Origin of the sequence: Dehalobacter sp. (assembly GCF_030063005.1) — a bacterium.
GTDB classification, from domain to species: Bacteria; Bacillota; Desulfitobacteriia; order Desulfitobacteriales; family Syntrophobotulaceae; genus Dehalobacter; species Dehalobacter restrictus.
The window spans coordinates 147,822-161,427 of the sequence record NZ_JAPDHR010000052.1 but is presented as its reverse complement, the minus strand read 5'-3'; the positions used below and the strand labels follow the sequence as shown (position 1 = coordinate 161,427).

Below are 13,606 nucleotides of genomic sequence, written 5' to 3'. Positions count from 1 at the left end.
ATATTATAACACATTACCACAAATTGCTCAATACTAAATAGCAATAATTTGACGATTTTCTAACAAAAAAAGCCCTGTTTTCAAGGCTTTCAAAGATTTTAATATTTATGCAAGTGTCAAAGACCCGTCTATCCCAACATGAAGGTTATTCTTTTCTTTGTCAGTAATTCTGTGATGATGCGAATCCAGATTACATTCCCCCTCAAACAAATTCAGCAGAATTATTTTTCCATCTGAGGGGGTTATTATTCATTGTCTACCTTACCGTCTGAAGTTATTAGAAAAATAATATAAATTTTTCTACCCACATTCTGTCCTTCGTGTTAATATAGTCTTATGAAATCACAATGGAATATTATTACCCAGAACAGATGGAGCTCTCAAAATAGAACCGCTGGAATATAAATGATGAGAATCCATAGATTTATGAAAAAATGACTTTTCGATTCCGTGAAAAAGCTAAATCATCAAGGAAGTTCCTTTTGAATTGGATTAAGGGGGATGGGTCATGGGTAAACAAATCTATCGGTCTCAAAACAAAGTGATTGCAGGGGTCTGCTCTGGAATTGCGGAATATTTTGAAATAGATCCTACGATTGTACGGATTATCTGGCTGCTCGCATTTTTTGCTGGGATTGGAATTCTTGCCTATCTCGTCTGCTGGGTAGTGATTCCTCAAAAACCTTTTGGCTCATTTGGCAGTTCTCAGAACTATGCCGACTCGGCAGATATCCCAAACAATGATCATAATCAGGCCATCAATAAGGACAAAAGCCTTAAAGTATTTGGCATTGCGCTGATCATTGTTGGTGCTGTATTTTTGTCAGACAGACTCTTCGACTGGTTCGACATTGACATCCTGCTACCCATAGGTTTGATTGCCGTTGGCGTTTACGTATTGTTTGCGAGGAGAGATCATCAATGAAAAAAAATATTACCCTGGGTGCGGTGATCATTCTGGTCGGTGTAATCTGGCTGCTTAGTAATCTTGACGTTTTTTCGTTTTCGATCATCGGGACTTTTTTCCTATCACTCAGGAAGCTCTGGCCTCTGCTATTGATTGGTGCCGGTGTCAGTTTATTGATTAACAAGAACTCCATGATGAAAACAATTGTTTGGATCATCATCGTCATCTGCATCATGTTTTATGGTATTTATGGAATGAATAACGGCACGTTGAATTACCCGGAATTTAAGTTGCAGGAACATCTTTACTGATTGCATTGACCTTAAGTTGTATTTTTGCAAGGTCTTATGTCTCTTTAGATGATACAATCCGTATCAGAAAGATAAATATTTTGTCTATTTTAATAATTTTGATCTGGCTATGACTTTTCGTGTTGGCTTATTTGCAAGTTTTTTCAGCTGTTTTATGTTTTGGCACGCTTCTTGCATTTATTAATTTGGAAAATAGATAAACTTTATATATATTTGGATGATTTTTTTCGGTATATTGCTCACTGCAATAATATATTTTTACGAAAATGTATTATCTAAATATTTATAATTTTTATCCTATTTTATATTAAGTAAGAATTTTAATTTTTTTGGACATGTGGAGGAGGAATTGCAGAATGAACACATTTGATGCTCTGGCAGCAAGAGGAGTATCCCGGCGCAGCTTTTTGAAACTGATGACTGCGACTACGGCAGCTTTGGGTCTCCCTGCTGCAGTATCTCCCAAGGTCACTCAGGCTGTTGAGACTGCCTTGGACAAACCGCCGGTCGTATGGCTTCATGGAATGGAATGCACAGGCTGTTCTGAGTCACTTTTGGCAACACTGAACCCGTCAGCGGCTGAAGTGGTCCTGGATATGCTTTCGATCCGTTATCATGAGACCATTATGGCGGCTTCCGGCTATAAGGCCGAGGAAGCTTATCAGGAGGCCCTGAAAGAAAACTTTGTGCTCGTTGTCGAAGGAGCTATTCCCTCAAAGGAAGACAGGTATTGCATGGTGGGCGGCAAACCTTTCCGGGAAACCGTCCTGGAAGCTTCCAAGAAAGCTAAAGCCATTATTGCTGTCGGCAGCTGCGCAACCGATGGCGCCGGAATTCCCGGAGCCTGTGAGGTTGACGCTGTCGGCGTCCGTGAACTGTTGAAACAAAACAACATTTCAACCCCTGTCATCAATCTTCCATGCTGTCCGGTCAAACCGGCCACCATGCTCGGAACGATTGTTTACTACCTGACCTATGGCACGGTTCCACCCTTGGATGATCAGGCCCGCCCGGTCGTTTTCTACGGTAAGCTGCTTCATGACAACTGCCCGCGCCGCGGCCAGTTTGAAGCCGGCAACTATCTGAAAGACTGGAATGACCCCACCCAAAAAGACTATTGTCTGCTCCTGAAAGGCTGCAAAGGCCCGAAGACGTATACCGACTGCGCACAGGTTTGGTACAACGACAATACCAACTTCTGTATCAACGCCGGTTCACCATGTTCCGGTTGTTCAGAGGCAGGATTCTTTAAAACCTTCAGTCCTCTTTATGACAAACAAGAAGGCTTTGAACTTCCCGGCATCGGCCAAATTAATGCCGATGCTACCGGCAAGATTATCGGAGGCGTTGCCGTAGCAGGCCTTGCCGTTCATCTTGCAGCTACGGCAGCAACCGGCCGTTTAGGCAAAAAAGACCACGGACATAAGGAGGAGTAAGGAATGTCTGCACAGAAAATTGTCATTGATCCCATTACCCGTATTGAAGGCCACTTGAAAATAGAAGTAGAGATCGAAAATGGTGTCGTCTCTAACTCCCGTGTCATAGGCACCATGTACAGGGGCCTTGAAAACTTGGTTATCGGTCGTGATCCCAGAGATGCCAGTTATGTTACGGAACGTGCCTGCGGCGTCTGCTCGACAGTACATGGTTTAGCTTCCGCGCTGGCTTTGGACGCTGCTTTTGGTGCCGAAGTCCCCTATGGCGGCCGTCTTATTCGCAATCTGATTTACGGCGCAACGCTCTTGCATGACCACCCGCTCCATTTTTATCATCTATCTGCCTTGGACTATCTGGATGTCATGGCGATTGCCCAGTACAAAGGCAATGACGCTGGTTTAAACGGCGTTAAGGACAAAATTTTGAAACTGGTTGCAGCTAACGATACAGCGCCTCTGACGCCACGTTACAATCCTGATCAATATTGTGTCAGCGATCCTGAACTCGTTACGATGGCTGTTGCGCACTACCTGAAAGCCTTGGAAATGCAAGCAAAAGCCAAGAAAATGTCTGCGATATTCGCCGGCAAACAACCACACCAATCCTCGATCGTAGTCGGCGGCGTCACGATACTGCCTACTTTGGAGCAAGTCTTCCAATACCGTTCCATGCTGATGGAGCAGATCGCCTTCGTTGAAAATGTCTACCTCCAGGATGTCCTGACCTTCGGGACCGGGCCGCTTCTGCCTTTGGCTCAGGCCGGCGTTGGCGGTAGTCATGGCAATTACATGTCTTATGGTGGCTTTGCCGGAGATGCAGAAGGAAAAGACTTGTTATTTACATCGGGTATCATTCTCGACAATAACCTGGCGACCGTTCATCCGTTCAGCATCGACAAAATCACGGAAGATATCACGCATGCCTGGTACAAGAGCGACAAAGGCAGAACTCCTTATGAGGAAGACACAGTTATTGACTTGGATAAGAAGGACGCCTATACCTATGTCAAAGCACCGCGCTATGAAGGCAAACCGATGGAAGTCGGACCGCTCGCCCGTATGCTCGTCATGCAGCCGAAAGTGCTTATGGACGTTATTACGAAATATAACATCAAACCCGGCGCTGTCGCCCGTCATGCCGCCCGGGCGGTGGAAACCATTCTTATGGCTAAGAAAATGCTCGAATGGGTCGATTCCCTCATTGCCGAAATGGGCAAGCCGAACTTTAAGATCCATGATACCGATCATTGGGAAATCCCCGCAAGCGGTCAGGGCGCAGGCTTGATTGAAGTTGCCCGCGGATCGCTTGGCCACTGGATTAAAGTTGAAGACCATAAAACAGCAAATTACCAAATGGTCGTCCCCTCGACTTGGAACTTTTCACCGACAGATGGAAACGGCGTTTTAGGCCCGGTTGACAAATCCATGATTGGGGTACCGGTACCAGATCCGGACAATCCGATCAATGTCGTCCGTGTCATCCGTTCCTACGACCCATGTCTGGCTTGTGCAATTCACCTAATCGATCCGCAAAGCAACGAAATCAAGAAATACAATATCGGCTTCTAAGGAAAGAGAGGGAACGAAAAATGGCTAAAGCATCTGATCATCCGTTTACCCAGCGAATCTCTCACTGGATAAACTTAATCACCTTTGCGGTCCTGATCTCGACCGGTTTTATCATCCATGCTCCTTTCCAGGGAGCCAATATGAATGTCGCCAGAAATCTCCACTTTATCTTCATGTACATTCTGGTGATCAATGGGATTGTACGTTTCTATGTCTCCTTTTTCGGGAAAAATAAAGATTATAAGGAGTTTTTCCTGAACAAACTAGATCTGAAGACTTTTATCCCCCAGATTAAATATTATCTGTTTATCAGTAAGGAACATCCAAAGACCAACAAATACAATGGACTGCAGAAATGTGCCTATATTGCATTACCAGTCCTGGCTGTCTTTCAGGCCATCACCGGGATCATTCTATATCTGCCGATGAAGTTCTCAGGAGCTGCTCAAGCACTTGGCAGCCTGGCTGCAGTCAGAGGGATCCACTATGTTGTGATGTGGTTGTTTATTGCGATCATCCTTGTTCATGTTTACCTTGTCTTTACTGAAGCTAAGGATGAGTTTTTTCTGATGTTCTTCGGTAAAACCGGTAAGAAAGAAAAGGGTGGCGCTAACAAAGCAAATCAATCGGTCATAAAAAGCTGATATTTACAGGCTGAAAGATTCAATTCCATCATATTGAGTATAATATTGAAAGTAAAGCTAGTATCATCGTATTACTAGCTTTACTTTACGAAACTTTTTAGGAAAGGACTTCACGTATGACTCCACCAAAAATTATGCTGATGGGCGTAGGGAACGTTTTACTAAGTGACGAAGGCTTAGGCGTTCAGTTTTTAAATGAATTTAAGCCTGAAGAACTTCCTGACAACGTCGAGCTGTTAGAAGGCGGAACAGCCGGTCTGGAACTGGTCCATCTGATCAAGGAAACCGATTTCCTGATCATTGTGGATGCAATCAATGCCCAGACAGAGCCCGGCAGTGTCTTCCGGTTCTGTCCAGAAGATATCCGGGTTTTCCCGGAGAAGTACCAAGTATCGTTTCATCAGGTGGGCATTCTGGAAGTTCTCGCACTGGCAGACATTCTGGGAAATACTCCCCAAACCCTGATCTACGGTGTTCAGCCGAAGAGTCTTGAATGGGGCATGGACCTGTCCGAGGAGATTAAGGCGGTTTTCCCGCGACTCAAGGAACAAATGTTTAAGGAATTCGGCCAAATCAATGCCGCATCCAGCTTCCTGGCTATTCCGCATGCCGAATAGGCATAAAGTGCTTCAAGCGTAACTTTAAATCTAAAAAGATACTGCTGATAGTTTTATACTATTGGCAGTATCTTTTTGTAAACTTAGGATTTTACAACAAACCTCACTATTTCAGCTTATCCAGAAAACAATGCAGTCTTCTCATACCCTCCGTTATCTGTTCCGGAGAACTTGCATAAGAAATCCGTAAATACCCCGGCGCCAGGAAGGCACTGCCGGGTACGACGGCAACCAGTTCGGAATCCAACAGCATATTGCAGAATCCGATATCATCCTTGATCTTCTGTCCTTCAAAGGACATGCCGATACAGTTCTTAATGTTTACAAAAACATAAAAGGCACCTTCAGGTTCCGGAAAGGAGATATGCGGCATTTTACGCAAAAGTCCGCAGATCAGGTCCCGTCTGTCACTAAAAGCTGCCTTCATTCTCAGCACATCTTCCCTGCTTTCCCGCATCGCCCCGACTGCGGCCCATTGGGCAATGGAGCAGGCATTGGAGGTAAGATGACTTTGAAACGAATTGATCTTGGAAGATAACTCGAGTGGGGCAATCGAATAACCGATCCGCCAGCCTGTCATCGCATAGGCTTTGCTCACCCCGTTAATGATAATTGTCCGGGAAGCCAGCTCCGGCATAAGCTGCAGCGGATTAACATGTTTGTTCTGACCGTAAACCAGCTTCTCATAAATCTCATCCCAGATCAGCCAGAGATCATGCTTCTGGGCGATCTCAGCCAGGCCTCTAACGGTCTTCTCGTCAAATAGGACCCCTGTCGGATTGGATGGGGAGTTCAGCAAAAGTGCGATGGTTCTGTCCGTAATTGCGGCTTCCACGCGGTCCAATCTTGGTATAAAACCACTATCTTCTGTTTCCACGATCATCGGTTTCCCATCTACAAGATGGATCTGTTCGATATAGCTTACCCAAGCCGGCGCAAGCAGGACAATCTCATCCCCTGGATCAACGATCGCTGCCAGCGCTTCATATATGCAAGGTTTGGCTCCCGGGCCAACGACTACCTGTCCCGGATCAAACTTCAGACCAAATTCCTTTTGGTAATAAGCACAAATTTCTTGACGAAGTTCAGGAACCCCAGGTGTTGATGTGTAATGAGTTTTCCCTTTTTCCATCGCTTCCGCCGCATACTTGAAAGCGGACGGTGGGGACACGAAATCTGGTTCCCCGGATCCAAACGAAATAACATTCTTTCCCTGGCTCTTTAATTCTTTGGCTTTGGCGTCAACAGCCAACGTAGCAGACGGCTTCATGCCCAGAATGCGCTGGGACAGCTTCATACTTTCAAATCCTTTCACCTATGGCGTTCTGTATATGTTGCAGACATCATGATTGCAGGCATTATTATTGAAACTATTTATTATCATATCGTAAATAATCAAAAATTTCATCATATTTCTGCCATTTTGGCAAGATTTTCGACACTTTTAGCTCTGATCTTTTCTTTTGGATTCATAATCTTCGATAGCTTTTTTCAGGGCCTGGGGACCCAGCACGGAACAATGAACTTTACTTGCCGGCAGGCCATCCAGCGCGTCGAAAACATCTCTGCCGCCTATGTTTAAAGCCTCCTCAATACTTTTCCCTTTCACTAAAACCGTAAACATGCTGCTTGCTGCCACCGCCGCGGCACAGCCAAACACCAGATAACTGATATCCGTCAGGATACCATCCTTTACTTTCAGATAGATCGTCAGCGAATCTCCGCAGGTCACATCTCCAAAGATTCCCTCGGCATCTGCATCAGGCATGCTGCCCACATTTTGCGGGCACATAAAATGTTCAATAACTTTATCCGAATAATCCACGTTTCTTCCTCCGGTCTAATCCCAATCTGTTTTTCCAGAATCGTTCCAACCCTTTTGACCTATTCTCTTTAATAGTCTACAACCAAAATTCTTTTTTCTCAAATCTAAACCAGTGTGGTCTAAAAAAGAGTGTTTTTGCATAAACATAGTATGGCGTGCAGCGGCACACGCAGCTGCAAATCCGTGAACAAAGTGCTTCATCCATAAAAAGGATATTTGTCAGATGTATAGAATTATCGATTAATTACGTCTAATATGTTGTTAAACACGCTAATCTGTTATCAGATGCTTCTAAATATAATATTAAACTGACAATACCATCGTATTGTGTCGAAAGGATGGTTAATTTATGGCAAAGAATTTCAGGAACTTGATGAGTTGGAAAAAGTCAATCGGCATCGCCTTAGTTCTTGTAATGGCTATCAGCATTTTCTACGGATTTGACTTTTTTCGTCTAAATGACACAACAATTTTGGCCTCGGATATCGCTATTACTGCGGTTGACTTGGATCAGCTCGGGATTGATACTACGACAACTTTTTTACTGACCAGTAAAGAAAGCCTGACTGAAAAAATGGTGAAAGCATCACTCAAGCTTCGTCCGGAATTTTCCTACACCTTGGATAAACAGAATAACGGCAAGAGCTATAAAATTATTCCCAAGGAAAAATTAGCACCGAATACGATTTATCGTTTGGCCTTTGATCCGGAAGCATCGGGAAAGGAAAACCTTAGCTGGGCCTTCCAGACCAAATCAGCCTTTCAGGTGCTTCGTTCCCTTCCTGGAGATAAAAGCACCTCTGTTCCGGTAGACACGGGAATCGAATTGACTTTCTCTTCCGACAACTATGAAATTAGCAGCCTGAAGGATTATTTCAGTATCTCACCCGAGTTGAAGGGGGCTTTCGAAAAGCACAAAAAAACGCTGGTATTTACGCCGGAAGCACTGCAACCGGCCACCGTCTATACGGTCACGCTCAAAAAAGGCTTTGTACTCCCCGGTACGACGGAAACCCTGTTCGAAGACTATCGTTTCAGCTTTGAGACCGGGACGGTTGAACAGAACAATCCTCCTTTTACGTTTGATCTGAACACAAGTCTGACCGAATTCAGTACCAGTGAGCAGCCTGCATTTTCCGTATATTTCACCAACAATACGTATTCGGGAGGCCAAATTATAGACACACCTCCGCTTCATATCAACCTTTACCGCTATCCGGATCACCAAATCTTTCAAGCCTCTCTGGCGAAACGGGATGTGCTGCCTGATTGGTCGTACTATACTTTGAACCATTATCTCGAAAAATTACCGTCAGCCTACATACTGGCTGAATATGACACCAAATTTCTGAAGACAGACCCTTATAATCAATACATCATGCTACCAGAAACCCTGGAAGCAGGGTACTATTCCGCAGAATTCCAGGCAGACGAATCCGTCAGGCAAGTCTGGTTCCAGGTAACTGATCTTGCCGTCTATCTTGCCCAGGGACAGGATGAAAGCCTCTTTTGGGTTAATGACCTGCAGACCAAAACATCCGTTGCTGAAGCCACTGTCAGTCTTGAAAATAAGAAGATTACCGCCAGTACGGATAAATCCGGTACGGTTCTGATCAAGCAAAAGCTGTCCGGCGAGCAGAGAAACTATGCCTGGATCCGGCAGGGAGGCAAAGAAATCCTTGTCCCTATAGAGGCTTGGTATGAAGAAAGTAATACCGACCAGATCAATCCGTCGGATTACTGGAAGTATCTCTATTTGGACCGAGGACTTTATAAGCCTGGGGATACGGTGAACTTTTGGGGAATCGCTGCACCGCGGTCCGGGAACAGTGCGCAGGGCAGTCAGATTGAATCGCTTCGTGATCTCACGATTGAAGTGTATGGTTATGACGGCGCCTACTACCCGGGGGGTGAGATTTCTCCGGTCCTGACCCAGGAGACCGCAGTAAAAGATGATTGTTTTCAGGGTCAAATCAAACTTCCCGTTCTAAAACCCGGTTACTATGAACTGCAGGTTAAATCTGGCGATGTTCAGCTGCTCTCACGAAGCTTTTCCGTAGAAAACTACCAAAAACCGGCCTATCAAGTAACATTGACTCAAGATAAGAAAGCCATCTTCGCTGGAGAGAAGGTGAATTTTCAGTTCTCGGCCTCCTTCTTTGAAAGCACGCCTGTCCCAAATCTGTCTTTGCATTACTTTTTGTCTGATCAGGAAGGTGACCTGACCACCGATGCAAAAGGAACGGCGGTACTTTCCTATACCGGCAAGGCTCACGCAGAGAATTATACGGACTACGATTTCCAGACATGTGCGGCCAACGCCACCCTTCCGGAAGCAGGTGAAATCTACAATTACGCTGAATTGCTTGTCTTTAAAAGCAAAGTCTACATCAACGGCCAAGCAGTCCGCCAGAAAGATACCTATACCCTCTCCGCCAAATTGTCATCTGTTGATTTAACCAAGCTAAACAATGGAGAATTTGCTTCTGAAGAGAACTATCTTCAGGGGCCGGTTGCCAATGCCCCGGTGAAAGCTAAGCTCTACCAGGAAGTCGTTACAAGAACCGAAACAGGTCAGTACTATGATTTCATCAGTAAAAAAGTAGTCAAATCTTATAATTATGACTATGCCACAAAACTGGTCAGTGAGTTTACACTAACGACAGATGCTGACGGAACGCTGAAATATACAGGTCAAGTTGATCCGAAGGAATCCTACAATCTCTATCTTACAGCACACGACAGTGACGGCCGATCCTTTACAAGACAATTATCTATCAGCAAACAGGATCCTCAGCCGGATAACGCTTATTACTTCCTGCAGGGAACACCTGGTATTCACGGTTATAATCCTGGGGACCAAGTTCAGGTGTCCATGATGGTCAATAGCCAAGTTTTAAATCCTGCCGGAAGAAATATTTTATTCTACCACGGTCAAAAAGTCATTGATGCCTATCAGGTAAGCACTACCCCTAAGTACAGCTTTTTGTTTACCGATTTATATATTCCGAATGTTACCGTAGGCGGGGTCTACTTCGACGGGAACAGCTACTATGAAGCGAGCAGCGTCATGATACCATTTGCATGCCAAACAAAAAAACTGAATGTCGCGGTACAATCGGATAAGACTGAATATCGGCCCGGCGATAAAGTTCACTTAAGCCTTAAGGTGACCGACAGCAACAATGCCCCGGTTAAAAGGGCTCAGATTAATCTTAATCTTGTCGATGAAGCCTTATTCAGCCTGCAAAACCAGCGTGTAGATCTTTTGAACAGCCTCTATGGCGATAATCAGTATCTGACACTGATAACCAGAAAGTCCCATTATCACCCTGGTTTCTATGGTTTTGCTGAGTCCGGAGGGGAGGGCGGTTCGGAACGCAGTGATTTTCGGGATACCGTACTCTTCACCACGCTGCAAACCGACAGTGGCGGGAATGCCTCAACGGACTTTACCCTGCCGGACAATCTGACATCCTGGCGGGTTACCTATCAGGCTTTTACTCAGAATCTTCATGCTGGCAGTGGCACCTCGCAGCTTCCGGTACGTTTGCCGTTCTTTGTCGAAGTGACATTAAACAGCAATTATCTCATAGGAGACTCTCCGATTGTCCTTACACGTTCTTATGGAGAAAAACTCAGAAGCAGCCAAAATGTTTCTTATACCGTGAAACTAACCAGTCCCAGTGGGAAGGAGCAGACGTGGCGTCAAAGCGATGCCGCATTTTCTGCTACAGATTGGAAACTTCCGACCCTCGAAGCAGGTACTTACCGGCTGACCGTATCCGGCAGTCAGAATGGCCTTACCGACACGCTGGCCAAGGAATTTACCGCAGTAAAATCGTTTCAGCAAAGGATTATATCGGACCAAAATCTTTTAACGGAAGGCCAGGGATTCAAAGGTTCTTCTGAAGAACCAACGACAGTAATCTTCAGTGATTCTGAGAAGAGCCAATACCTCCGGGGGCTTTACCAGCTTATCTGGAATAATGGAAGCCGCCTCGAGCAAAAGCTTGCCGCCCAGGAAGCCGCCAGGCTTTTGGAAAAGTATTTCTCCGACAGTCCCGAATCTAATATCCCTCTGGTTGAAGATAGGGAGGATCGGGATTCTCTGCTCCTTTACCAGCGGTCCGACGGTGGAATCAGCATTCTTTCTTATGGAGAAAGTGATCCGGCCTTGTCCGCAATGGTCGCCTCCGCTGCCCCAGGTGTCTTTGATGATCAGGCCTTAATCCGCTATTTTTACAGAATTCTGGAAGCTGAAGACGCAGGAGAATCAGGAAAAGAGGAAGATCAAGGGAATCAGGGAAGTCAGACACCTGCAGCAGACGATGAAAGTATGATTCTTCTCGGACTTGCTTCCCTGGGAGAGCCTGTTCTTCTGCAAATTGACAACTATATGCAGAAGGAAGATCTGTCTGCGGAAGAAAAAATCAACCTGGCTCTGGCTCTGTTGGAAACCGGGGATGGAGCCTACGCCAAACAGGTTTATCAGGAACTGCTCAGCACTTATCAGCAGGACCTCGGTTCTGTGCTGCGAATCAACGTAGGAAGCGATCAGGATGATATGATTCTGGCTACAACCCGGATGGCACTTCTGGCAGCGCGCCTGGACCAGCCGGAGAAAAACAAGCTTTACCAGTACCTGCTTGAGAATCCCGGCAAAGATATCTTGAATACGCTCGAGCAGCTGGAGATACTCCGCTACAATCTTCAGTATATGGCCTCTTCGCCGGTAAGCTTTACCTATGAACTAAACGGGAAAAAAGAGACCAAAACCTTAAAAAATATGGACTTCTTTAAACTGACCATTCTTCCTAAGGATTTGACGAAAATATCATTTACCAGGATTAAAGGCAAGGTTGGCATAATAAGCTACTACAGTGTTCCGGTTCAAGCCGGAGAAGGATCAGAAAATACAGATCTTAAGATCAGCCGCACCTATCGCACCGGTAGTACGGAGACAAATACCTTCCATCGCCAGGACCTCGTCCAGGTCGTGTTAAGCTATAACATCGGCGATAAAGCACCCCAGGGGCTTTATGAAATTGTGGATGTACTTCCTGCTGGTCTTGCTCTTATCCCTCGTCCCGAAAATTACAATGAAGACCCGACTGCCAAAAATCACTGGGATTATCCGACAGAGGTTAATGGACAAAAGTTGGTCTTCCACGTCGGCAAGGACAAAGGCGCGATTACGTATCTGGCACGAGTCATCTCACCTGGTGAATTTAACTGTGAAGCACCCGTTTTGAGCAACATTAAGAACAGTATCGTTTATACAAGCGGCAGCCAATCCAGGATTGTGATCAAATAAAAATGGGGGCATGACCTATTACGAATAATCGCTGCTTCGTTTTATGTAAAACCTTCTTAAGCATGACTGTCCTACTATTATTATGCTTTTCTTTCTTACTCCTGTCCGGATGCGGCGGAACAAGCCTAACGGAAAAATCCTCCGGCGAAGACGGCGGGATATCCGTTTCCTCCCATCCCGGTTTTATCACCCGGGAGGAATTAAATGCTATCCTGGCGGACCAGCTTGCTGTACCATCAACGGCCGATAAAAGAATCGTAAGTGCCGTGATGCCTCATCATCTGACAGCCGCCCGCCTAATTAACAATCTGATGCAAATACTTGCCGCGCAGGAGCCAGGCCTAATCATCCTGGTGGGCCCAAACCATCTTAACAAAGGGAACCGAATCATTACAGGCCTGGCTAACTGGGAGACTCCTGAAGGCCTTGTCGAAACGGATCAGCCGACCGTCAACCTTCTGCTTAAAAACAACCTAGCAAGCAGAGATGAGGAAACCCTCTCTTTGGAACATTCCATTGGATCCCTGGCACCGCTTCTTAAGCATTATCTTCCCAAAGCAAAGATTGTACCGCTCATTCTGCATCATGATGTAACCCTTCAGGAAGTCAATACGCTGCTTGCCGGACTAGAGCCCTGTCTGAATGAACATACGGTTCTGATCTCGTCGGTTGACTTTTCGCATTATCTGACCCGGGTCGAGGCCCAAGGCAAAGACCGCGAAACCTTGAAATATATGCAGGAATTTAATTATCCTGCCCTCTTCAGGCTGGGCAATGATTACCTGGATTCCCCCGCATCGCTCACTGCATCTTTCCGTCTTGCTGAGAAACAAGGAATCCGGGCTTTTCACGTTTTGGGCAACACAAATTCCGGTATACTCCTGCAAAACGATATGACTCAGACAACCAGCTATTTCACGCTAGTGTTCTACGCTGATATCTGAAAATCATAAAAGGGGGGCGTAACGGCACTCTGATAG

General features: G+C 45.6%; 10 protein-coding genes. 8 read left to right on the top strand and 2 right to left on the bottom strand.

What is annotated here, in order from left to right; translation table 11 throughout:
- The first annotated feature begins 508 nt into the window (after positions 1 to 508).
- The 6 genes from OKX56_RS13445 (at position 509) to OKX56_RS13420 (ending at position 5,484) form a co-directional block, all read left to right on the top strand.
- Positions 509 to 925, top strand: a complete 417-nt coding sequence (locus tag OKX56_RS13445; protein ID WP_019225241.1) for a PspC domain-containing protein — start codon at positions 509 to 511, stop codon at positions 923 to 925.
- On the top strand, positions 922 to 1,218 hold the full coding sequence (locus OKX56_RS13440) for a LiaI-LiaF-like domain-containing protein (protein WP_019225240.1): 297 nt from the start codon (positions 922 to 924) through the stop codon (positions 1,216 to 1,218). Before OKX56_RS13445 ends, OKX56_RS13440 begins: the two co-directional genes overlap by 4 nt.
- 356 nt (positions 1,219 to 1,574) lie before the next feature.
- The gene (locus OKX56_RS13435; protein ID WP_019225239.1) at positions 1,575 to 2,654 is read left to right on the top strand and encodes a hydrogenase small subunit; all 1,080 of its coding nucleotides are present in this window, start codon (positions 1,575 to 1,577) and stop codon (positions 2,652 to 2,654) included.
- 3 nt (positions 2,655 to 2,657) lie between these two features.
- Complete coding sequence (locus OKX56_RS13430; RefSeq protein ID WP_019225238.1) at positions 2,658 to 4,223, top strand: nickel-dependent hydrogenase large subunit; 1,566 nt, start codon at positions 2,658 to 2,660, stop codon at positions 4,221 to 4,223.
- 20 nt (positions 4,224 to 4,243) lie between these two features.
- Positions 4,244 to 4,867 carry a Ni/Fe-hydrogenase, b-type cytochrome subunit gene (gene cybH, locus OKX56_RS13425; RefSeq protein WP_287896840.1) on the top strand — a complete coding sequence of 208 codons (624 nt, stop codon included), beginning with the start codon at positions 4,244 to 4,246 and terminating at the stop codon, positions 4,865 to 4,867.
- A gap of 116 nt (positions 4,868 to 4,983) precedes the next feature.
- On the top strand, positions 4,984 to 5,484 hold the full coding sequence (locus OKX56_RS13420) for a HyaD/HybD family hydrogenase maturation endopeptidase (RefSeq protein WP_019225236.1): 501 nt from the start codon (positions 4,984 to 4,986) through the stop codon (positions 5,482 to 5,484).
- A 106-nt stretch (positions 5,485 to 5,590) separates the two neighbouring features.
- Here OKX56_RS13420 and OKX56_RS13415 read toward each other — a convergent pair whose 3' ends face one another.
- Together OKX56_RS13415 and OKX56_RS13410 are read right to left on the bottom strand one after the other, a co-directional pair.
- The gene (locus tag OKX56_RS13415; protein ID WP_019225235.1) at positions 5,591 to 6,781 is read right to left on the bottom strand and encodes a pyridoxal phosphate-dependent aminotransferase; all 1,191 of its coding nucleotides are present in this window, start codon (positions 6,779 to 6,781) and stop codon (positions 5,591 to 5,593) included.
- Positions 6,782 to 6,928: 147 nt separating this feature from the next.
- Positions 6,929 to 7,309, bottom strand: a complete 381-nt coding sequence (locus OKX56_RS13410; protein WP_019225234.1) for an iron-sulfur cluster assembly scaffold protein — start codon at positions 7,307 to 7,309, stop codon at positions 6,929 to 6,931.
- Positions 7,310 to 7,658: 349 nt separating this feature from the next.
- Between OKX56_RS13410 and OKX56_RS13405 the strand changes: the two genes are divergently transcribed.
- The gene (locus OKX56_RS13405) at positions 7,659 to 12,626 is read left to right on the top strand and encodes an Ig-like domain-containing alpha-2-macroglobulin family protein (RefSeq protein WP_019225233.1); all 4,968 of its coding nucleotides are present in this window, start codon (positions 7,659 to 7,661) and stop codon (positions 12,624 to 12,626) included.
- Positions 12,627 to 12,688: 62 nt separating this feature from the next.
- Entirely contained in the window at positions 12,689 to 13,570 is an 882-nt protein-coding gene (amrB, locus tag OKX56_RS13400) for an AmmeMemoRadiSam system protein B (RefSeq protein WP_019225232.1), read from the top strand.
- Positions 13,571 to 13,606 lie beyond the last annotated feature (36 nt).

Excerpts from the sequence above, each read along its gene's own strand:
- cybH (WP_287896840.1), top strand. The coding sequence starts at position 4,244 with ATGGCTAAAGCATCTGATCATCCGTTTACCCAGCGAATCTCTCACTGG.
- OKX56_RS13415 (WP_019225235.1), bottom strand. The coding sequence starts at position 6,781 with ATGAAGCTGTCCCAGCGCATTCTGGGCATGAAGCCGTCTGCTACGTTG.
- OKX56_RS13420 (WP_019225236.1), top strand. The coding sequence starts at position 4,984 with ATGACTCCACCAAAAATTATGCTGATGGGCGTAGGGAACGTTTTACTA.
- OKX56_RS13435 (WP_019225239.1), top strand. The coding sequence starts at position 1,575 with ATGAACACATTTGATGCTCTGGCAGCAAGAGGAGTATCCCGGCGCAGC.
- OKX56_RS13405 (WP_019225233.1), top strand. The coding sequence starts at position 7,659 with ATGGCAAAGAATTTCAGGAACTTGATGAGTTGGAAAAAGTCAATCGGC.
- OKX56_RS13430 (WP_019225238.1), top strand. The coding sequence starts at position 2,658 with ATGTCTGCACAGAAAATTGTCATTGATCCCATTACCCGTATTGAAGGC.
- OKX56_RS13445 (WP_019225241.1), top strand. The coding sequence starts at position 509 with ATGGGTAAACAAATCTATCGGTCTCAAAACAAAGTGATTGCAGGGGTC.
- OKX56_RS13440 (WP_019225240.1), top strand. The coding sequence starts at position 922 with ATGAAAAAAAATATTACCCTGGGTGCGGTGATCATTCTGGTCGGTGTA.
- amrB (WP_019225232.1), top strand. The coding sequence starts at position 12,689 with ATGACTGTCCTACTATTATTATGCTTTTCTTTCTTACTCCTGTCCGGA.